Source organism: Parabacteroides sp. AF27-14 (assembly GCF_003635425.1).
Lineage (GTDB): Bacteria > Bacteroidota > Bacteroidia > Bacteroidales > Tannerellaceae > Parabacteroides > Parabacteroides distasonis.
On sequence record NZ_QTLZ01000012.1, the window covers coordinates 36,117 to 57,400 of the forward strand.

Genomic DNA, 21,284 nt, shown 5'->3' on the forward strand with positions numbered 1-21,284 from the left:
ATATAAAAAAGGAGTGTCCTTTTCCGAGGACACTCCCATAAACTTAACTAGGTATTCTTTATTTTGCCCGTGTACATTTGATTACCTCTTGATTGATGTATTTAACCTTCTCCAGATCCATCTTTTCCACCTTTCGGTCATAAGTGACCAAGCCGTTTATCTCATGTTCCACATCTGTAGTCTGCGTATAGATGGCCGTGCTTAGTCCGAAATAGTTTATCATCTGCTCTAGCTCGGTAAGCATTAATACATAGGTATCGGTCAAGATTTCTCTATTCAACATCATCTCATAAGCGTCATTGCGTACAGGCCACATATGCCCACGCACAAATAGACCTTTTCCTCCGAATTCGCCAAGGGACGCAGCACGTTTATCATCGGGACGGGGGATCGCCTTAGGCTCGATCTTGCCATAATGATGCATATCCACGAAATCTCCATTTCCAGGATCTCCATAAGCTTTCCGATAGCCCGGAGCGTAATTATATCCCGACATACCGTTTACCCAACGATTCGGATCGTACTTTTTCACCCAAGCTGTGATGTCTGTCGCTTCAAAGGCTCCCCAATTCTCATTAAACGGGACCCACATCACGATAGAAGGCGAGCTGACGTGTTGGTCGATCATCACTTTCAATTCGTCACGGAACTGTTTACGAACCGCCACGGAATCCTCACCATCAGGCTCCCAAAGATTCGGCATATCTTGCCAAACCATCAAGCCAAGCCTATCACAATGATAATACCAACGTTGAGGCTCTACTTTGATATGCTTGCGTATTACATTAAAACCCGCACGTTTCGCCAGTTCTATATCATATAACAAAGCCTTGTCGGTAGGAGCGGTAAATGCGCCATCGGGCCAATAACCTTGATCTAAAAGACCGATATGGAAAACAAACTCCCCGTTCAATAAAGGCCGAAGCACACCATCTACCTTTCCCATACTAACAGAGCGCATACCAAAATAAGAGGATACCTCATCGATTATCTTGCCCTTTCGATCTTTCAACTGTAATTTCAAACCATACAAGAAAGGATCATCCGGACTCCATAGACGGGGTTTCCGGATAGGCAAGTAAAAACTCATATTGGAATTTCCTTCGGTTCTTGCCACCTCTGAAGTACCATTATCCGCGATAGCCGTTACCTTTAACTCCTTATCCTCCGTATAAGCAATTACTTCCAACCGATTATTTTTTAAATCGGGCACTAGCTTAATCTGAGAAATATATTGTTTCTCTACCGGTTCAAGCCAAACGGTTTGCCAGATACCGGAGGTAAAAATATAATCTCCACGTGAGCCGTTCTTGCCCGAAGCGGCCCGGCCGTCGTTAGGATCATAAGCACCTACCACAAGGACATTTTCACCGGATTTCAAATAATCAGTAATATTTAAACTAAAAGCATCGTACCCTCCCGTATGGGTACCCACCTTCTTACCGTTGACAAACACAGACGAGATCCGATCTACAGCCCCAAAATTCAACAATACATGCCTGCCCTTCCATGCTTGAGGAACAGAGAAGCTACGCTTATACCACAGACAAGTATCACCCCCACGAGCTATACCGGATAATTCCGATTCCGGAGGATACGGCACACGTATCTTTTCTACTTTCGCGGGAAAGGCTGGAGGAGTGGTCGCCGTAACAGGATCGAGCAGGTCTTTTCCTCCCATATAATCCCATATACCATTCAGATTCAACCATTCCGAACGCACCATCTGTGGACGCGGATATTCCGGTAAAGGAATCTCAGCCTTCAATGCCTCCTCTGTCCATGGAGTAGGCAATGTGAACTTCTCTAGGATTTGCGCCTTTACGGAGAAGAGATCTCCCCCAAAAAGAAAGGAGCAAAGAGCTAAACAAACAACGGTAATCTTTTTCATAAACCAACTATTTAAATAATTCCGGATAATATTTCCGAATCAAATCTTGATCTTCTTTCTCCAACTTATCGATCAAGACCGGCTTATCTTGCGGGCGGAGACCTTTTTGGTTGATTTTGTTGATCAAGCTCCAATCCTTAGCCGGTTTCTCCGGGCTGGGATCGGCAGGTTCATGAGCCGGCAAATCATAGCGGGTAAAGTCGATGACGTAAGCCGGGGAATTTTTCGTATGCCAATCACGTAATAAGGCCAAGCGGAATTCCTTATTCATAAACCATTTTATCTCCAAATTATTATAAGAGTCTCCCAAACCAGAGCCACGTTCTACGAAGCGATAGTTCCAGTCGTCGTTCGATTTATATTGTTTTCTCCAAAGTTCGCCAAATTCTCCGAACGTAACGAAATGAGTATCCGGCCAGCGTTCCTTGGTACCCGTTACCCACATCTTCATGGCATCACAGATGAGATCCTTCCCGAACTCATGTACCATCTGCGCCTCCCAGATATTGGCGACCCAGCCAAAGCCATTCAACTCAAGACCTTTATCAAAGTGAATCGCTTCCGTGTGCATCACCTCACGATGCCCCAAGTCAAGCCCCCAACCTTTGTACGTCTCGATCGGGCCGACACCTCTACGGCTGTTGTATCCATCGATACCATGTCCGGTCTGTCCGCTACGGCGGGCACAGATGAAGTCCATCGTCCAGCCATCCAGATTCACGCAATCGATGAAATCGCTTTTTCCCTGCGCCGGCTTGCAGAAGTGTTCCGTCGAGGGATAGAAAGGATAAGAAGGAGAACCGTCAGCACCACCACCGTCTATATTATGCTGGCTCCAGATCACGGCGTGCGCCACATGGATGTTCTCTTTCTCCGCCAGATATCTTAGATTATCGGCCGATAAGAAACCTCCCATAATCGATTGGGGACGATAACCATTTCCTACCATTTTAGAAATGATCTCTATCGCCTCCGACATCTCACGGTTTACCCGCTCACGGGGCAGATACATCGCCGGAAAATAACCGGGGAAATAAGTAACCTCATCCCCATATTTCTTTTGGCACTCCACTACATAATCACGGATCTCCCGGTAATTCTTCCGTCCGTCCTCCAAGGCATTCATCGTGAATCCCCATGTAAGACGACCGTTCGGGTTATTCGTGGCGAAAGCCTCCCGCAAGGCACGTACTCCTTCAAGCGTATGCCAATCCACCTCATCGCGGGGATGTAACTTGACATCCCGGGAGACTTCCCAAGGCGTCGTACGTATCATGATACATAAGGTGACAAAACGATTTCCTTCTATCGTCAGCGGTTCCGTATTCGCCGGGACGACCACAGGATCCGCCGCCCTTAATTGAAAACCACTGAGCACAGAGACCATCCATACGATCGCCCATTTTCTCCAAACTGATATATTCATATTACTTTCTCGCATTTGTACAATCTATTACTATTTCCTGATCCGACGGAAACATCCTAAAGACATAATCCGAACCAGATTCAGGTTTCCTTATATGGCCTTTTTCGCAAGTGATCACGTAGTTAAAACCATCGAAGCTAGCGTTGACCGCCTTATCCTCTATAACGGTGAAAGGTAGCTCCTTCCCTGCTGCGGCCTTTAGCTCTAAAGCCCATGAGAAATCCGCCTCCTTTGACAGAGCGGCTACCTCGAAGCGGGTCTCATAGAAGGTGATCTTGAAAGCATGGCCTTTTGAGTCTTCGGCGGAAACTACCAAGGTATCCTTGCCTATCTCCGTCACTACCGGATGGTCCAAGGTAAGTTCCTCCTTATCTCCATCCTTGTCTAATCGGACGATCCGAAGCCCGGCACGATCGAGTCCCTCGCTCCACATGAATCCGTCCACGACGGGCAACGTATAGAATAGGAACTGGTTCCCGTCTCCGGGCTTTTCCAGATAAGCCGACTTATAGCTCTCGTCGAAAAGATGGATATCCCTAAAGCGGAACGTTCCCTTCTCCCACAATAAGTTCGCCCGATAATAACGGCTGTTAAACCAGACCGTCTTATTTCCTTCTCCACGGACATCCGTCAACGTAGTGACAGCCGTCGCCGGCGTAACCTTGAAGCATTCCTTGAACCACGCACCGGATTCGCCCAGCGTCTCCACCCGGATCTTATTTTCCTTCCTCAAGGAGTCCAAGATAGGGATCTGCATCTCCAGTCCCTTGCTCATATTACTCCACGTGAAAGAGTTCTCCTGTCCCGCTTGCGCATAATTGAAGGCCAGACAAGGCTGATCCACGATCGATTCCAAGAAATAATCCACCCAGCGGCGATCCATGCCCGCCTTCTCATACACGGGTTCCAAGGAGATCACCCCTTGACGCTCTTGTCCCAGACCATCATCATATTGATAAATAGGATCACTGCCCAGCATACGGAAAATAGGAACGGGGATTTGCCCCTCCTCGGTCTGCGCCGGCATATAGGCGTTTACCCGGCTCGGGTAATAGGCTTGGTTCCAGTAACCACCCCATAGGGTATAACCATCCGTCCCCACTTGGTCCTTGCAGTTGCACGACGCCACGATCTTATATTTATCGTACATATAGCCCAAGGTATGCGCGTCGATAAACCAAGAGCCGACCGATTTCGGGTACGTGCCGAATATCTCCTTGAACTTCGCCATATAGACATCCACCAGTCGCTCCCGTTCTTCTTTCGTATATCCGGTGCTGAAAGCGATATTCGCGTGCGAGACCCAAGAATGCTCGCCACGCCACTTGATCCCGGCGGCCTCGATCTGCGGTTGCGTAAGTTCCCACCAAGCGCCGATCTCGGAATGATCATTGAGTTTACTTTTCAACAGATCTTGGTACAATGGGTTGATCAACGCATCGTACTGCAATAAGAAGGTTGCCGGTAAATCATATTTATTCACCAATTTCACTTGCTCACAAACCGTCTCGTACAATAAACTATCAGCGTTCTCCACCCGGTAATCTGTCTGGCGGATGAAATTGATGATGTTGATAATACGGGGAGCAGCCGCACTCTCAACCGGTTTCTCTCCCGCGCTACGGCATCCCGCACAGCAGAAGACGATAAAGCATACAAGACCTATCTTCTTTATGAATGACATTCGATTCAATTTTAAATTCATTTACTCTCATAAAATATTCTAGAAATGGCATTTCACCGGTGTAAAATCATTTTTAGAGATCTAAAAAGCATTTCGCAAGGGTGAAAAGCCATTTCTTAGATCTAAAAAGGCATTTTACACCAGTGCAAGGCCATTTTTACCGGAATATAAGGCATTACCCTACCACCCCGGATTGTTCGGAGCCAAGTTCGGGTTCAGATACAACTCATCCAACGGAAGGGAATAATAGTAATGCTTCGGGGTCACAAAGTTACGATTCTCCGCCGGTTCCACAATCAAGAAACCATTTTCGTCTGTCAAACCGGGATTTCCCTCGTTCAAGACATCCAAGTTCTCGTATTCCGAACCTTTCAGCTTAATACCTTTTATGGCACCTATCAATTCCGTCTCAGCCGTCTTCCAACGTCTCAAATCATCCCTGCGGAAGCCTTCGAACGCTAACTCGATCGTACGTTCCCGACGGATCTCCGTCCGCATATCCAACCCATTACCCTTCACGAAAGCGTTGGTCAGAGGAGGCATCTCCACGCCTTTCCGGGAACGGATCACATTGATCGTCTTGTTCAAGATGTCATCGCTGATCGCCCCGTCTTTCTCGTAAGTGGCCTCAGCCAATATCAGCAATACCTCCGGATAACGGATGATGTGATAATCATATACATCCTTGTCAGAAGGAACGGAAGTCTCCGCCATATATTTCCACAACTTATAACCCGTACGTGTCTCGGGACGTATGGTAAATTGCGGCGGGCAAGTCAAGGCGCCGTCTTGCGGACTGATATAGTCGGTTCCGGGCATCAAGAAGGTCTGTTTCATACGAGGATCACGATTCTCGTATTCGCTCTTGATCGTGGCATATCCCTCAAATCCGGAATTAGCGTTCTCAATTGGCAATCCCGTACTCTTACACAAATACATATCTGCCAGCTTACGGGTAGGCGTCCCTCGCCATCCCCAATATACAGGGCACGCGTCGCTATGGTGGCGGATATCCGTCTCGTACCGACTGTCGAAGATACCTTCTTTTGAATTATCGCCCGCATTGATAAACAAGTAGCGGTAGCTCTCCTCACCAGAGCCTTCATATAAAGCATACTCACCACTATCGATCACTTTTGTAGCGGCATCGATCGCTTGTTGCAACAACTGCTGATAGTCCGAACGGTGCTGGTGATACTTCGCCCACGTCCCGGCAAACAAGGCAACCCTCGCTTTCAACGCCAAGGCAGCGCCTTGGGTTACACGTCCCGCCTCATCCGAGCTTAACTCACTTTGCAAGGGTAGTTTAGCATACACCTCGTTGAGTTCCGACAAGATGAAGTCTTCCACCTCCTGTTGCTTATTCCTAGAACCATACAACTCCGGGGAATCTACGGTAAGCACCTTCGTCAAGATAGGAATATCGTTGTATTTCGCCATCAACCGAAAATGCGAGTAAGCACGGAAGAAACGGGCCTCAGCCACATACCGCTCGATCTCCGAGGGATCGCCCTCGTACGTCTGGCTCTTCTCGATAATCATATTGCTCTGACGCAGGTCTATGAAAGTAGAGTCCCATAGGGCATCCGTATTCGGGGCGATCAACGTACCGTTACTCGTCGTATTCTCGTTCAACTCATAGGCGATATCGCTATCCGTATCCTTCGTGCCGAACGTCTCGGTACGTGTGTAGAGCCAATTGACCTCTTTCTCGAAATCATCCGGGGTTTTCCAGAATAGCTCGTCCGGCATATTATCTTTTGGCAACAGGTCTATATCTTGGCAACTTGACAAGAACAAAGCGGAAACAATAAAGCTTCCCAATATTATCCGATAGTTTTTCATGACTTTTCGCTTTAATTTTTAAAATACGACATTTATACCAAATGAATAATTACGGGTAAACGGATAGGAAGTAATGCTACCGCTGTTCTCCTCCGGGTCCCAACCATTTGGCGTGTTATGTACCTCAAATAAATCCTCGCCGGAAAAATACACCCGCACCTTCTGCAAACCGGCCTTCGAGGTCAAAGTCTGCGGGATCGTATAACCGAACTGCAAGTTTTTCAAACGAGCATACGCAACGTTAAACTTCGTGTTCGTAGATACATAATAATTGTAGTTTCGTTTATCCTTCAACGTGATCGCCGGATACTGGGCATCCGTTCTTTCCGGGGTCCAAGTTTTTCCATACCAATACTCGGCGGATTGATACCATGCCTCTGGCATCGGGCACCGGCTCTCCCCTTCCAAGAACATCGTCCTACGGCCTACTCCTTGTATGAAAGCGCTCAAATCGAATCCCTTCCAAGCCATACTCAAGTTAAAGCCGAAATTATAACGCGGGTTCTTGTCACCCAAGTATTTCACGTCACCGGAGCCTTCTTTACCATCACCTAATACGGATAGCTTCCCGTCTCCATCCAAGTCCTTGTACATAGCGTCACCTACGCTCAAGTCACCCGGGATACCCCCTTCCGAGAAACGAGATTTATACGCCTCCAATTCTTGCTCATTCTGGATGATTCCATCAAATTCATATCCGAAATAGGAATTCAACGGATATCCGGTCGGAGTCTCGTTATTACCTAATTTGATCAGGTTACTTCCAACCCGATCCACGACTTTGTTTTTCGCGTCACTGATATTAAAGCGAACCGAGTAGCTGAAATCCTTGATCTGATCCCTCCAGCCTAGAGAGATTTCCCATCCATGAATACTTAAATGTCCGCTGTTCGTGCTCGGAGCGTCCGCACCTAACATGGAAGGATATGTCTTCGGGATAAGCATGTTTTTATTCTCTTTCCAGAAGTAGTCGAACGATCCATATAAACGGTTATTGAGCGTCGAGAAATCAAATCCCACATTGGTTGTCTGGATCGTCTCCCATGTACGAGAGGTAGAAATAATATTTCCAGACGTAGCCATCTGTCCTTTCATGCCAGCCCCGAAAGGATAATAATCGTTCGATAAAGAGATCAATTGAATATAATCATACAATCCGATACCGGACTGATTACCCATCTCTCCGTAAGAAGCCCTTACCTTCAAGTCCTCGAACCAACCCAATCTTTTCATGAAGCCCTCTTCCCCGACACGCCAAGCCGCGTTTACACCCGGGAACCATCCCCAACGGTGATCCGGATCAAAACGGGAACTACCATCCGCACGGATCGTTCCTTCGATGACATATTTATTGGCAAACGTATAATTCACTCTGGAGAAGAAGGAATTAATCGTCCACTGATTTCCCTCGCTCCAAGCGTTTTGATCTTGGGCGCTACCCAATTGCAAAGACATATTTTCTTGTTGGTCGAAGTTAATACGCTTCGCCGTGAACCTATCATAGTTCTCAGACTCATGGGAAGTACCGACCATCACGCTTAAATCATGCCGGTCATTGAAGTTCTTTTTATAATCAGCATAGAGCGTGAAGTTCTTGGATAAAGTTTTCTGGTAACGACGCTCCGCGCTATTCGGCGTACGTTTCTCCCGGACCTCGTTATTATCCCAATCGTAATTGATGATTTTCTTGTTCGTCACGTTCTCATCCTGATCATACTTACGGATCACGGCTTGCCCCACCAATTGTAATCCGTCGATCACTTTCCAGCGTAATTGGTTGTTGACCGTTATATTACCTGTAGTCTTATTCACCATACCCCCGTCTTCCAATACTTGGGCCGGATTATCGAAACCCTCGAATGTATAGAAAGTTCCCGACGGATTGTACATCGGAGTCCAAGAGCGAGTCTTATAAATCAGTTCCCATATATTCTGTCCTTCCGTCAAACCCGAGGAATAGTCCCTGTTGCTTGCCTCATAAGCTAAATTAAGATCGTAAGTCAAGTTCTTGAAGATCTCGACGCTCGATTTAGCACGTACGAAGTAACGCTTGTTCACATCCTCACCAAATTTAGGGATACCTTCCTCCCGCTGATGGCCTAAAGACAACATATACGAGTATCTCTCTCCACCGCCGGAGATATTGACATTGTAATTCTGCATATTACCATTGCCAATAAGCATATCATTCCAGTCTTGATCCTTGAAGAATTGCGGATAGCCGGTCCAACGCCCCCATTCCGCATCAGTCAACACCAGATCACTATTCTGCCGGATCAGGTCCAATTGATCTCTCGTGTATTCTGGAGTGAATGATCCATCGGTGATCTCCAAGGCCATCTCCGCATGTTGTAATAGATTCGCCGGTTTCCTTAACAACGCAGGAGTCTTAATAGAGTAATATGCATCAAAAGCAACAGATGTCTTCTGATTGCGCTTACCACTTTTCGTTGTCACCAGAATAACACCATCCGAGGCACGAGCACCGTAAATAGCGGCCGTACCATCTTTCAATACGGAAATATTCTCGATATCGGAAGGATTGATCATATTAATGTTTCCCTCCGCTCCATCAATCAAAACAAGGGGAGTACCACCGTTGATAGAAGAGACATCACGAACCTTCATGGTCATGTCCGAACCCGGAGCGCCTCCGGCACGTGTAATCGTCAAACCGGGTACCTCTCCCTGCAAAGCCTGAGCCGCATTCTGAATCGGACGAGATTCAAACGCTTTCGCGTCGGCCGTAGATACGGCACCACCCAAGTTCGCTCTTTTTACCGTACCATAACCGACAACTACAACCTCATCCATTTGCAAAGCATCTTCCCGTAACTTCACGTTCAAATTCGCTTCCTTGCCGGGACGCAATTCCGTCATGGCATATCCGATGTAAGAGATTTGAAGGACACCGTTTTCCGATACCTCCATCGTAAATTTTCCATCAAGGTCCGTAACCGTTCCGTTGGTAGTACCTTTCTCAACTACGTTCGCACCGATAATAGGTTCTCCATTCTCGTCGGTCACTACACCTTGCACTAAATTCTTCTTTTGCAAAACGGCTTGTGAGGAAGGGGCGGCTTTCTCGTTTTTTGTAGAGGGATTAATCAAGATGAAATTATTCTCCGTAATCTCATACTTTACGCCTTCCCCTGCGAAAAGACGCTTTAAAATGGTTTCCACCGTCTGCTCTTTCACATGTACAGATACTTTCTTATTCAGGTTAACCTTCTCGCTCTCGTAGATAAAACGGAAGCCAGACTGTTTCTCTATCTTGAAAAGAACCTCCTTTATTGTCTGGTTATTAACGTCCAAAGACAACTTTGTCTCTTGCGAATAGACAGAGGCCGAGATCTGAAGTGAACATGCGATAGAGAATAATGTCGTCAATCTCATAATAGACAAAGTTTTTTTAAGGACCGGAGACTCTTCCGGCCTTGCTATATTCCAAAAATTCATATATTTGTAATTCGATTGTTTGTTAACACTAGTGTTACGAGCACTAATTTTAATGATCAAAAAGATGACGGGGAATGTTCCAGCATTTCCCGTTTTTCATGTGTATTCATGCGATTCCTGTTCTTTACTTCATAGGCAGACTTTATTTAGAGGTTATACTTATATTTTTTCCTTTCACGTTATAACTTATATCACTCAATCGGGATAGTACGCCCAATATATCCGTTATGGTTTCCTCCTGTATGACTCCATCGTAATGTATACTATTCCCCAAATCCTTTTGAAGATGGATAGTCACATCGTACCTCCTCTCCAGATATTTACAGACGGAAGCTAGCGGCATATGATCCATATAGAGTTTATCTTCCAGCCAACTGTACGAATGAGATAACACGCCCGATGTCGGTCTCATCTTGTTGGTTTGCTTATCGAAAATCGCCATGTCACCGGCGTTCATTAGCAATTTATCATTCCCATGATCCAACTCGATACAGCCTTCCACCAACGAGGCTTCAACTGTTTTTTCATCCGTGTACGCTTGCAAATTAAAAGAAGTTCCATGTACCTTTAAGCGTAATCCATTGTTCATCTTGATCACGAACGGTATCTTGTTCTTCGAGACATCGAAGAAGCCCTCTCCTTGGAAATTCACTTCCCTGATATTCTCCTTTGCGTTATAAGAATACGTAATATCAGATCCAGAATTCAGCTTAACAACGGAACCATCCGGCAAGACCACCTCCGATCGGCTTCCGTAATCAGCGGTCATTCGAACCAGCATTTCCGGCTGTTTATCAAATACTCCCATTTTCGAAAACCCGAGGACAAGCAATAAAGTAGCCGCCACTCCTGAAATGATATATCCGATATTCACCAAGCGTTTCCGCTTATTATCTCTCTCTTTATTGATACGATCGATCTTATCCCATGCGTATTGAGCATTAAAAGTTTCTTGCTCCAGATAAGAGCCTGTTTCTTTCCAGATCTCTTTATACCGTTTAAAATCTTCTTGATTAGACTCATCCTCAGCCAACCATTCATCCAGAACCGGATCCACGATCTCTTCATTCATCCTCTCCGATAAATGGTCAACGATGTGTTCTCCTATTTGCTTTTTCTTCTCCATGAGTCTAGTCTTTATTTAAATGACACCACAAATAAAAAAAGGTCCTATACGAACCTTGAAAATTTTCTCATTATTCTATACCTCCTTCATCTCCAGACATTCCTTCAACTTCTGTAAAGACATCCATATTAGATTTTTAATTGTTTTCACGGATATAGATAGTTTCTCCGATATTTCTTTCTGCTTCAATCCTTTTACCCTGTGAAGAAGTAACACTTCTCTGCTCCGATCCGGCAAATGGTCTATACAATCATAAAGAGCGATCCTAAACTCTTCTGTTTCCAGTTGATTATCCTCATAGGATAGAAGTAATAAGTCTTGATTCTCTGATAAACTTCCCGTCTGCACCTTTGATCGGATAAAGTTCAAGGCCAGATGTTTAGCCATCCGATATAAATATCCTGATACATTTTCCTTTATCTCTATTCTCCCCCTATTTTTCCATAAATTCAAGAAAAGCTCTTGAACAACATCCTCCGCATCATTTCTATCCATCAATAGACTATACACATACTGACAAAGACGCCCGTAATAACGATCAAACAGTTTATTATAACTGATATAATCATTATTTCCGATCGCTATCATTAAAACCTTATCGGCATGAATTTCCTGCATACAATCTTTATTATCATGAATATTCGCAATCGTCTTTACAGGTAAATGAGTTTCGGCAAGACTATGGTTTTGTTGATAAACCGTAAATCACTCAACCATATATATTTATAATCTATTCCTCCTTTTTATGAAATCTCAGATCTATCAACTAAGCATCTTTTTAAACCTCGATTACAAACTGATTCTGTTCGCTTTATATCTTCGTTCTTCTTTTTGTTAGCCATAGTCTTGCCGAGACTCAGTTGTAATAGATCTCAGAAATATATTTTACAAGGGATCAATCGTGTCTTTCCTCAAATCTCCTGTAACGCAAATGTAGAAAAATTATTATTCGATTGGTTATTTTAATATTTATTTTCCTGCAAAATTATTATTTTTGGAAAAAACAGAACGTAATCTCCGATTTTATCTACGAATAGTTTAAAATCTAAGTTGTCATGAAAACATATGCTGAAAGAAAACAGAGAACACCGCATACCCTTGTTGGTCATGTTGGTAATTCCAAGCAAGCATCTTTGTGTGAAATATTACAGTCTTCTCATGATAAGTTGCTTGAGAGGAAGGCTATTCAATGTCAAATAAATAATAACAGTCCAGGAACTAAAATAAAAGACGAGCTAAAAATACCATCAGTCAATAATTTTGTACCCATTCAACGATATGCTACCTTCACGGAAGGTGGGAAAATTTATAATATTTCCAATTCTGGCCAAGCTATTTGCGGCTTGGAATATCCAAATCACGAATTGTATGTATTAGATTTTAATACTATTATGCAAAAGGAAGGTGCTATGATTGAGTTTGTGCCAAAGGAAAAAAGACAATTTACAAGACCCAATTCAACATACCGTACAAAAGAGTATATCCGGGTAGAACCGAAATGGAAAAAGGAACATGATTTTTCGAGTAAAAAGTTAATTTCAAGTTTTTCAAATCTTAATGATGTTACAGGTGGATATAATGAAGAATTTAATTCGCTCTATCAAGAGGTGAACGAGATAAGAAAAAGCAGTGAGAATTTAAGGAAGTTCTTTGTTCAGTTGCAATTTAAATGGCCGGTCGAACAGAGTCAATTTACTTCTGTCTATGAAATGTATAAAGAAATTCACATTAAACTTTCCTCTTGGCTCTACCCAGAAAGAGGTAAAAAGCCTGTAACTGGAAGTTATGATACCTTGATCGAAAATTTAACCACATTGAAGTCTGATCTGGAAGTAGCCTTGTCGCCCTCTTCCTATATACCTACCGTCTTTGATAATAATAGTGAAAGGGATGATGTCCACGAGATGTATGGTCCGATTGTAAATAATATAGATTCCCTTATATCGAAATTACGACAAATAAAGAGTCGTATCTCAATTGATACCTTAGGTCTATGTACCAGAGAGGCATTTCTTTACGAACAAACCCACTCTGAAGAGGTTAAAATGCCCAGAGGGTGCGATATGGTTGCCTCTCTGTTTGGCCGATACGAAAGTCAAAGTAAATCTAGCATGTTGAATTTTACAGTGAAAGATAGTACCGCTCATCATTACGCTACCATTATCTCCCAAGACAATTCGGATTATATAACGATAGAAGGGTTTGCCAAAAAGAATTATGCGGGTGTAGACGATACTTGGGAATTTTTTATGCATGGACATTTTAATACCTCTCCCGAACAAGCATTTACGGATTATACGAAAATAAGATATACTTATTTCGATCAGTTTAAGGGAGGAATCGATCCAACAAGACCCCATACATCCAAAGAAACAGGTAATTGTTATTCTGATACAATTAATTCTTTTATGGGTAATTATTATAAAAAGAATGAGTAAATAGAACCTCTATAATATTTCTACAGAATAGGAGGCGACCTCTAGCGATCGCCTCTATTTTTCTTAAAGTTTTTCTATTCTACTTCTACCACAACCATTACAGGAAAATGATCAGATGGCGTACGAGCGACATACTTCTGCATGGAAACTTCTTTAGGGAAGTTCGCATCCTGTTCCTTTTGAGCGCTTTCTTTTGCTTCCGAACGATACGTATCCGTCAAGACTCCGTACTTTTTCACATCAAACTCTTTCGTAAGGAATAAATGATCGATACGACTGTCTGTTTTGCGATCCGCATGGAAGGCATTAAACGTGCCGTTGGGTACATACCGGAAATCCGCTATCTGATAAGAATCCCGCATAATACCGGAATTGTCCAGTAATAAGTAGGATTCATTATGTTGATCCACATTAAAATCACCTGTCAGAATCGCCGGTAGCTTCTCCGGAAATTCTTTCAACTTCTTAAGGATAAGTTTCGCGCTTTCCGCACGGGCCTGTACGCCAATATGATCCATATGTAAGTTAAAGAACAAGAAAGTAAAGCCGGTTTGTTTATCCCGAAATTTACCCCATGTGCAAATACGGGGAAGAACGGCATCCCATCCCTTATTGGGGCGATCGGTTATCGTAGACAACCAAAAGTCCCCATGATCCAGTACCTCAAACTTCTCCTTACGATAAAATATGGCAGAGTGTTCCCCGGCTTGTTTACCATCATCACGCCCTACCCCGATATAATCATAACCGGGCATCGCATTTTTAAGGTCTTGCAATTGCTGGTACTTGCCTTCTTGAGTTCCGAAAATATCAAAACCGTGAAACTGAATCAACTGGGCGATATACGGATACCGTTGCCCCCAGCCATTACCATTCGTCGAGTCACCCGCATTCGCGTTACGCAAATTATAAGTGGCAACTACCATAGACTCCGCCTGCAACGCAAACACGGAGCAAAGGAGAAATAAGAAAGAATAAATTAGCTTCTTCATACCTTTATAATTATTTTTAACATCCTAATCCTTAAACTCAAAATTCAGCCTCAATCATAATCGGGAAATGGTCTGAAGGGTAATGACCGTATTGGAACTCATTCAACGTACCATATTTATTCACGTGAATATTCTTGGTAACGAAAATGTAGTCAATTCGATTCTTCATCGGAGCATTCAAATTAAATTGATTTGTCGTTCCTACCGTTCCATAGGGTGGTGTTTTTGAGATTTCCCGTGAATCCAACAGTAAACCATCGGATTTCAATATTTGTATAGGCTCAGAATCCGGCGTACCATTGAAATCACCTACACAGATAGCAGGGGAATCCCCCGCTATCTTTTTAATATTAGCCAACATAATCAAAGCAGACTCATGACGGGCCACTTTACCGATATGATCGAAATGCACACTAAAGAAATAAAATTCCTTTCCCGAAACCTTATCCTTCAACTTCGCCCAAGAACAAACCCTCCGGCATTGCGCATCCCAGCCAAAAGAAGGCTTATCCTGTGTCTCCGACAACCAGTAATTTCCCGAGTCCAATAATTTAAACCGATCTTTCTTAAATAAGACCGCGGCATGTTCCCCTGCCTCTTTTCCGTCATCCCGACCTACACCAACAAACGTATACGTACCATCTTTCACCAAATCCTTCACTTGGTGAATCAGTCCTTCCTGGATTCCAAAGACATCAAAGTCATGGAAATGAACCAAAGATACCGCCATGTCTTTGCGGTGTGCCCATGAATCATCCTTATCCCCCTCATTATCATACCGCAGATTAAAACTACCCACGTTCAGTTTACACTTCTGTTGTCCGGATATCCCTATGCAGAAAGTAAATAAAGAGATAAACACTATAATTAAGTTTCTCATGATACCCCCTTGATTACCAACCCGGATTCTGGCTTAGATTCGTATTGAACTGGATTACAACCTCCGGTATCGGATACAAGTACTGACGAGTCGGCCAGCTCCGTCCAGCATAATTATACTCCATCAAATAACCACCTTGAACCGGCTTCACGTTTAGCACATTACTCTTATTTGTACCTACATAGACACCAATCGCAGCATATTTCTCATCAGCGATTTTGTCCGTATCATAGAAATAGGCGTCATAATTACCATCGCCATTCACATCCAGCGGTTGGTTAAGTGACGGGATAAAGATACCTTCCCAAGGATCGTTCACCCAAAGATCGCAACAATTCCAACGTTTCAAATCATTTAGGCGCAAGCCTTCCAGACAAAGTTCAATACCACGTTCGCGACGGATCTCCAACAAGGAAGGATCAGAGATCGTCGGGTAATAAGAAGCGATATAAGGTTCCGCAGATGACGGACGGGTTGTCAATGTACCTGTCTGTGGTGTGCCTCCCGTAATTCCCGCACGAGAACGAAGCGCACCTATCGTAGCCGCCCAATCCGCATCAGTCAGTTCGCCTAATTCAGCCTTAGCCTCAGCATAGTTCAACAAAACCTCAGCATAGCGCATGATAGGAATGTCATTATCATTCGTAGCCGCATCATCGTAAGCCACGTCATCCATGGCAAACTTCGTAAACTGATATCCCGTCAATGTATGTCCCGTGAAATTAGCTGCCGTCGGCTCATAAACACCAGAAGCATTCTTACGGGTATAATCCGCTCCCCGGATCGTCTGGTTCAAGCGGGTATCACGTCCTGTTGTCTCCTCCACGAAATTCTTATAGCTTCCATCCGCTTTTTTCTCGACATAAGGCGTACCATCCGCATTCAAGTATGACAGCATAAATTTACGGCTCATGCATAAGTGTGGTCCGTAAGTAGAGGAATTATACCACCAATTCTGCTCACCCAGTCCTAACACCTTGTCAGTCTCGATAGCCATCATTACCTCCGTGGTAACGGCCTTATCGGCAATGAAAAGTTCGCGATACGCTCCACGGCCATCGCTATAAGCACCTGAAGTATAAAGTTTGTACGGTCCGTTATCCATAACTTCCTTAGCCGCCTCAGCCGCTAGTTTATATAAATCTTTGGCCGAATATTCCGTACATCCCGTACGAGCGATATCCAATTGGTCAGCGGCATGGTATTTACGCCAAGCAGCCTCAAACAAGCAAACACGAGATTTGAAAGCGGCAGCTGTCCATTTATTTACGATCGTTGAATTATGCGTGACATCCTCTTCCAATATATTCGTATACGCATAATCCAAATCCTCCAAGATATGCCCGATAATCACATCACGTGTATCACGCGGGTTATAAAGATCCGGGTCTTCAGCCTCGTTAAATACCTTATCAATCCAAGGTACCTCGCCATATTGTACCAATTTATCAAAATAGAAGCGAGCACGGAACAAGCGTGCGATACCATTATAATTGTCACGGATAGTCGTGCTTAGTGACTCATTCACGTTATTCTCCAAAAAGAAATTTATATTACGAAGAGCGGACCATGACCAACTCGTCGCGCTATTCGTAGTATAAGCGCCAACCTCCATACCACCCAAGGAATTTTTCACCCCATAATCTGCCGTAGCATCACGCCGGAAAGCGCTTCCTCGGGAAGGCAAGACATTGTAAAATGAGTACGTATACGTCTTCAAACCATTCTCGGAGCTAAACACCATATCCACAGAAGCCTCCGACTTTGGTTCCTCATTCATCTCGCACCCCGAAAATATAGCCAAAAGTGCCACCAGACCGCTTAATAATATATTCTTTTTCATTTCGTATAATCTCCTATTCTTTAAAATGTAACATTCAGGCCGATGCTGAACGACTTCATCATCGGGTAATTATATCCATCACCACTGTTGCTGGAAGTCAAGTCCTTATCCGATTCACCGATATTCGATACATTGACATCCTTGGAATATTTGTAAAGCGGAGACCATGTAAAGAGATTTTCCCCGGAAAGATAAATTCCTACATTTGTCAAATGCAACTTCTTAATCCATTCTGATGGCAAATTATAGCCAACCTGTATGTTCTTCAAGCGTAGATAGGCCGCATTCATCAAATAGCGCGTGTTGGCGTTCTTATGACCTCCATAGAAAGGCGCATAGTAACCCGTGTAACGAGGCAAGAAAGCATCCGGATTCTCTGGAGTCCAATAGTTGTCCACATGCCAAGAGGGCATCTGGTTATACGGACGATTGTACTGCCCCCAGAACGTAGAGGCTTCATTAGACGGATACCAATCTTGCTTACCCACCCCTTGGAAGAAAGCACTTACCCAGATATTGTTCCAATCGGCAGAGAGCGTAAAACTATAAATATAACGAGGCTCCTCGTTACCAATGATCTTACGGTCGCCCGGATCATCTACCGTATTCTGTCCGCGGTCAATATAGCCGTTGCCATTCAAGTCTTCGAACTTAATATCGCCCGGATACAACTTATAGGTTTTCGATGTTTGCATAAGTGGGTTATAATAGGATTGCCCCGCAGCTTTCGCAGCGGCCTCAGCCGCATCGATGCCAGCTTGATCCTGCCACAAGCCATTGGATACAAACCCCCAAATCTCGCCGATACGCATTCCCTCGTAATAATTCTTGTCGAGCGACTGATTTGCGTACTCGCTCAATGACATATTCGCGTTATTAAACTTGTCGATCACTGAATAGTAATCCGCCAATGTTCCCTTGATACTATAATTAAACCGCTTACCAGCTAAATCAAATCCATCTTTCCATTCCAAAGACAACTCATAACCATAGGTAGACATATCCGCATAATTACCTTTCGGCGAGGAAGCACCGAACACATCCGGTACGGTCGGGCCATTCACGATCATGTCGGTTGTTTTACGGATATAATAATCTCCGCTCACGGTCAAACGATTGTCGAAGAATCCCAAATCCACTCCGATATCATACGTCGTGGCGGTTTCCCACGTCAAGTTGCCGGGAAGAGCCGCCGGAGATGACATATAATTCTGCCGCAAACCGTCAAGAATATAATCAGACTTGCTGATACCCAATGTCTGGATATACTGATAATTACTCAATCCGGCCGCATTGCCCAAAGAGCCCCAAGAAAACCGGACCTTAGCGTTAGAGATATGTTCGGACTTAACATTCCACCAAGGTTCTTGCGAGATTCGCCAACCCACGGAAGCCGAGGGGAAGAAAGCCCAACGCTCATCACTCGGGAAGCGGGAGGAACCATCGTAACGTCCGTTTACCTCCAATAGGTAGCGATTGTCAAAGGCATAATTCAAACGGAAGAAAGCGCCACCAAACTGATAAGCCTTCCATTGTGAGGTAATGCTCCGGTTATCAGTACCCATCACCAGATTCATGTTGTCCACGTCATCCGTCAACAGGTCATCATTATAAGCATAGATACGTTTGAAGCTAGATTTCTCGTAATTCCATCCAGCCATAGCCTTAAAATAATGTTTCTCGGCAAAGGTTTCCTCAAACTCCGCGAAAAGGTTCGTAGCTAGATAGTTCGTATGATCAGTTGTCTCCGCCAAGTTGGAGTAAGTACCCGTGATATATTCGATCTTACTTTCGCCATTCGCATCGGCCGACCGCGCATATGGCGAACGCACCTGTTTCTTAGTCTTCTCTTGCGTCTTCTGTTGATAAGTAAAATCACCATTCACACGCAAACGGTCACCCAAGAACTTCGCATTGAATGTCGTAGTATTCTTCAAGTTGGAGTTCTTTGTCGTAATACCGCTACGTCCATAAAGCAAATCGCCTACGGTATAGACGGCAGAATAAGTCATCGTACCATCAGGGTTGAACAGTGGCGATGACGGGTGTCCCTCGTCCGCAATATTTCTCCATACCACACCAGAACCTTCCGAATAGGTAATCGGATTGTAGTATTTATTATGGGAAAACTCAAAGTTATTGCTGATCTTCAACCAAGGAGTCAACTGATAACCTCCTTTGAAGCGCATATTATAGGTCTTGAACTTATCCGTTTGCTCATCGCTATCGAAAAGTCCATCGTAACTATAGAAACGTCCTGACAAATAATAATCAAACTTCCCGTCGGAACCCGAGATGGAAAGATTTTGATTCTGCGCAAAGACACTCTTCTTATACATCAGATCATAATAGTCGGTTCCTTCCGGATAATATACATAACGGCCTTTTGTACCGATAGAGCCATCAGAGATCACCGTCCCGAAATCGCCCGTCTCATGACGGCGCTTATACTCGTCCAGCCAAGCCACGGAAAATTGCTGTGTCTTGTTGATACCAGAAGGATTCGCTTGATTGTAATTAAAATAAGCGTCATAAAAATGCTTTGCCCAAATATAACCATCGGAAACTACATCCGGCACATTCTGTGGTGATTGTAATGAATAGCTAGAAGACCATGTCACCTTCGGCTTACCTTCCGTAGCGTTCTTCGTCGTGATCAAAACCACGCCAAATGGAGCACGTGCGCCATAAATAGCGGAAGCGGCAGCATCCTTCAATACGGAAATACTCTCAATATCATTCGGATTTAACATAGAAGGGTCTCCTTCCACACCATCAATCAACACCAAAGCACTACCCCCATTGATAGAACCGGCACCACGTACGTTAAAATCCGCCGTACGCCCCGGTTTACCATCAGACAAGGAAATATTCAAGTTCGGGACAACTCCTTCTAGCATCTGAGTAGCGTTAGCCGTAGGACGCCCCTCGAATACATCACTAGTCACTTGCTCTACCGCACCAGTCAAATTCACTTTTTTCTGGGAACCATAACCCACCACGACTACCTCATCCAGCTTCTGCGTGTCCTCATGAATAGATATAACCAAATTATCTTTATTGCCTACCGGAACATCTTGAGCCACATAACCAATATAAGAAACCTGAAGTATCGCATTCGGAGTTACCTCAATAGAGAAATGACCATCTATATCCGTGATGGTACCATTGGTAGATCCTTTCACGACCACATTCGCCCCGATGATTGGTTCCCCTTTCGGGTCTGTAATCGTACCGGTAACTTTCTTATTACCTTGTTGCTGAACAGTTTTTACCGATGATAAAACGATCTGATGACCCGATTTCAATACATAAGCCACATTCGCTTGCTTTGCTATCGCATCCATTACAGCATTAATATCCGCATCTTCCACGTCAACAGAGATCGGAGAATTCAGACCTTTGATCCCATCATTATAGAAAAAACGATATTCAGTCGTTTCCTCTAATTCTTTAATAACCTCCCGCATCGGTCTATTCTTTACCGACAACGATATCTGGGCGGCAATCGCAACTCCGGAAAAGCCCGACAATAATTGGGCATACAAAAGTGTCCGGAAAAAAGAGTGCTTGAAATTACTCATTTTTAAAAGTTTTTTAATAATACATAGATTTTAAACAGGTAACTTTACAAGCAAATCATTTACATATTCTATCTTATTTATAACCGGCTAGTTATTTCCTTGAAGATATTATATAC

Annotated in this window: 12 protein-coding genes; 1 reads left to right on the forward strand and 11 read right to left on the reverse strand. The window is 44.0% G+C overall.

Annotation, left to right across the window (positions count from 1 at the left end; genetic code table 11):
* Nucleotides 1–58 precede the first annotated feature (58 nt).
* The 7 genes from DWY79_RS13385 to DWY79_RS13415 form a co-directional block, all read right to left on the reverse strand.
* Entirely contained in the window at nucleotides 59–1,891 is a 1,833-nt protein-coding gene (locus DWY79_RS13385; RefSeq protein ID WP_122369491.1) for a glycoside hydrolase family 2 protein, read from the reverse strand.
* A gap of 7 nt (nucleotides 1,892–1,898) precedes the next feature.
* Nucleotides 1,899–3,332: a DUF3863 domain-containing protein gene (locus DWY79_RS13390; RefSeq protein ID WP_122369492.1), complete on the reverse strand. Its 1,434-nt coding sequence runs from the start codon at nucleotides 3,330–3,332 to the stop codon at nucleotides 1,899–1,901.
* Complete coding sequence (locus DWY79_RS13395) at nucleotides 3,319–5,001, reverse strand: hypothetical protein (RefSeq protein WP_199705232.1); 1,683 nt, start codon at nucleotides 4,999–5,001, stop codon at nucleotides 3,319–3,321. The genes DWY79_RS13390 and DWY79_RS13395 overlap by 14 nt, the downstream gene beginning before the upstream one ends.
* 180 nt (nucleotides 5,002–5,181) lie before the next feature.
* Nucleotides 5,182–6,846, reverse strand: coding sequence for a RagB/SusD family nutrient uptake outer membrane protein (locus DWY79_RS13400; RefSeq protein WP_009275411.1), 1,665 nt, complete (start codon nucleotides 6,844–6,846; stop codon nucleotides 5,182–5,184).
* 18 nt (nucleotides 6,847–6,864) lie between these two features.
* The gene (locus tag DWY79_RS13405; RefSeq protein WP_122369494.1) at nucleotides 6,865–10,305 is read right to left on the reverse strand and encodes a TonB-dependent receptor; all 3,441 of its coding nucleotides are present in this window, start codon (nucleotides 10,303–10,305) and stop codon (nucleotides 6,865–6,867) included.
* Nucleotides 10,306–10,447: 142 nt separating this feature from the next.
* A complete protein-coding gene (locus DWY79_RS13410) occupies nucleotides 10,448–11,431 on the reverse strand; it encodes a FecR family protein (protein WP_036651652.1) in 984 nt (327 codons plus the stop codon).
* A gap of 75 nt (nucleotides 11,432–11,506) precedes the next feature.
* Nucleotides 11,507–12,049: an RNA polymerase sigma factor gene (locus DWY79_RS13415; RefSeq protein ID WP_005863538.1), complete on the reverse strand. Its 543-nt coding sequence runs from the start codon at nucleotides 12,047–12,049 to the stop codon at nucleotides 11,507–11,509.
* A 437-nt stretch (nucleotides 12,050–12,486) separates the two neighbouring features.
* Between DWY79_RS13415 and DWY79_RS13420 the strand changes: the two genes are divergently transcribed.
* Nucleotides 12,487–13,869, forward strand: a complete 1,383-nt coding sequence (locus tag DWY79_RS13420; RefSeq protein WP_122369495.1) for a restriction endonuclease — start codon at nucleotides 12,487–12,489, stop codon at nucleotides 13,867–13,869.
* Nucleotides 13,870–13,943: 74 nt separating this feature from the next.
* On the opposite strand, the gene DWY79_RS13425 is transcribed toward DWY79_RS13420, so the two are convergent.
* From DWY79_RS13425 to DWY79_RS13440, 4 genes are read right to left on the reverse strand one after another with little or no spacing between them, the layout of a single operon-like run.
* Entirely contained in the window at nucleotides 13,944–14,861 is a 918-nt protein-coding gene (locus DWY79_RS13425; RefSeq protein WP_005863542.1) for an endonuclease/exonuclease/phosphatase family protein, read from the reverse strand.
* Between the two features lie 37 nt (nucleotides 14,862–14,898).
* Nucleotides 14,899–15,741 (reverse strand): endonuclease/exonuclease/phosphatase family protein, encoded by an 843-nt coding sequence (locus DWY79_RS13430; RefSeq protein WP_005863544.1) that lies wholly within the window; start codon nucleotides 15,739–15,741, stop codon nucleotides 14,899–14,901.
* 13 nt (nucleotides 15,742–15,754) lie between these two features.
* The gene (locus DWY79_RS13435; protein WP_005863546.1) at nucleotides 15,755–17,584 is read right to left on the reverse strand and encodes a RagB/SusD family nutrient uptake outer membrane protein; all 1,830 of its coding nucleotides are present in this window, start codon (nucleotides 17,582–17,584) and stop codon (nucleotides 15,755–15,757) included.
* Nucleotides 17,585–17,604: 20 nt separating this feature from the next.
* The gene (locus DWY79_RS13440) at nucleotides 17,605–21,168 is read right to left on the reverse strand and encodes a TonB-dependent receptor (RefSeq protein WP_008779005.1); all 3,564 of its coding nucleotides are present in this window, start codon (nucleotides 21,166–21,168) and stop codon (nucleotides 17,605–17,607) included.
* Nucleotides 21,169–21,284 lie beyond the last annotated feature (116 nt).

Excerpts from the sequence above, each read along its gene's own strand:
- DWY79_RS13385 (WP_122369491.1), bottom strand. The coding sequence starts at position 1,891 with ATGAAAAAGATTACCGTTGTTTGTTTAGCTCTTTGCTCCTTTCTTTTT.
- DWY79_RS13390 (WP_122369492.1), bottom strand. The coding sequence starts at position 3,332 with ATGCGAGAAAGTAATATGAATATATCAGTTTGGAGAAAATGGGCGATC.
- DWY79_RS13395 (WP_199705232.1), bottom strand. The coding sequence starts at position 5,001 with ATGTCATTCATAAAGAAGATAGGTCTTGTATGCTTTATCGTCTTCTGC.
- DWY79_RS13400 (WP_009275411.1), bottom strand. The coding sequence starts at position 6,846 with ATGAAAAACTATCGGATAATATTGGGAAGCTTTATTGTTTCCGCTTTG.
- DWY79_RS13405 (WP_122369494.1), bottom strand. The coding sequence starts at position 10,305 with ATGAATTTTTGGAATATAGCAAGGCCGGAAGAGTCTCCGGTCCTTAAA.
- DWY79_RS13410 (WP_036651652.1), bottom strand. The coding sequence starts at position 11,431 with ATGGAGAAGAAAAAGCAAATAGGAGAACACATCGTTGACCATTTATCG.
- DWY79_RS13415 (WP_005863538.1), bottom strand. The coding sequence starts at position 12,049 with ATGCAGGAAATTCATGCCGATAAGGTTTTAATGATAGCGATCGGAAAT.
- DWY79_RS13420 (WP_122369495.1), top strand. The coding sequence starts at position 12,487 with ATGAAAACATATGCTGAAAGAAAACAGAGAACACCGCATACCCTTGTT.
- DWY79_RS13425 (WP_005863542.1), bottom strand. The coding sequence starts at position 14,861 with ATGAAGAAGCTAATTTATTCTTTCTTATTTCTCCTTTGCTCCGTGTTT.
- DWY79_RS13430 (WP_005863544.1), bottom strand. The coding sequence starts at position 15,741 with ATGAGAAACTTAATTATAGTGTTTATCTCTTTATTTACTTTCTGCATA.
- DWY79_RS13435 (WP_005863546.1), bottom strand. The coding sequence starts at position 17,584 with ATGAAAAAGAATATATTATTAAGCGGTCTGGTGGCACTTTTGGCTATA.
- DWY79_RS13440 (WP_008779005.1), bottom strand. The coding sequence starts at position 21,168 with ATGAGTAATTTCAAGCACTCTTTTTTCCGGACACTTTTGTATGCCCAA.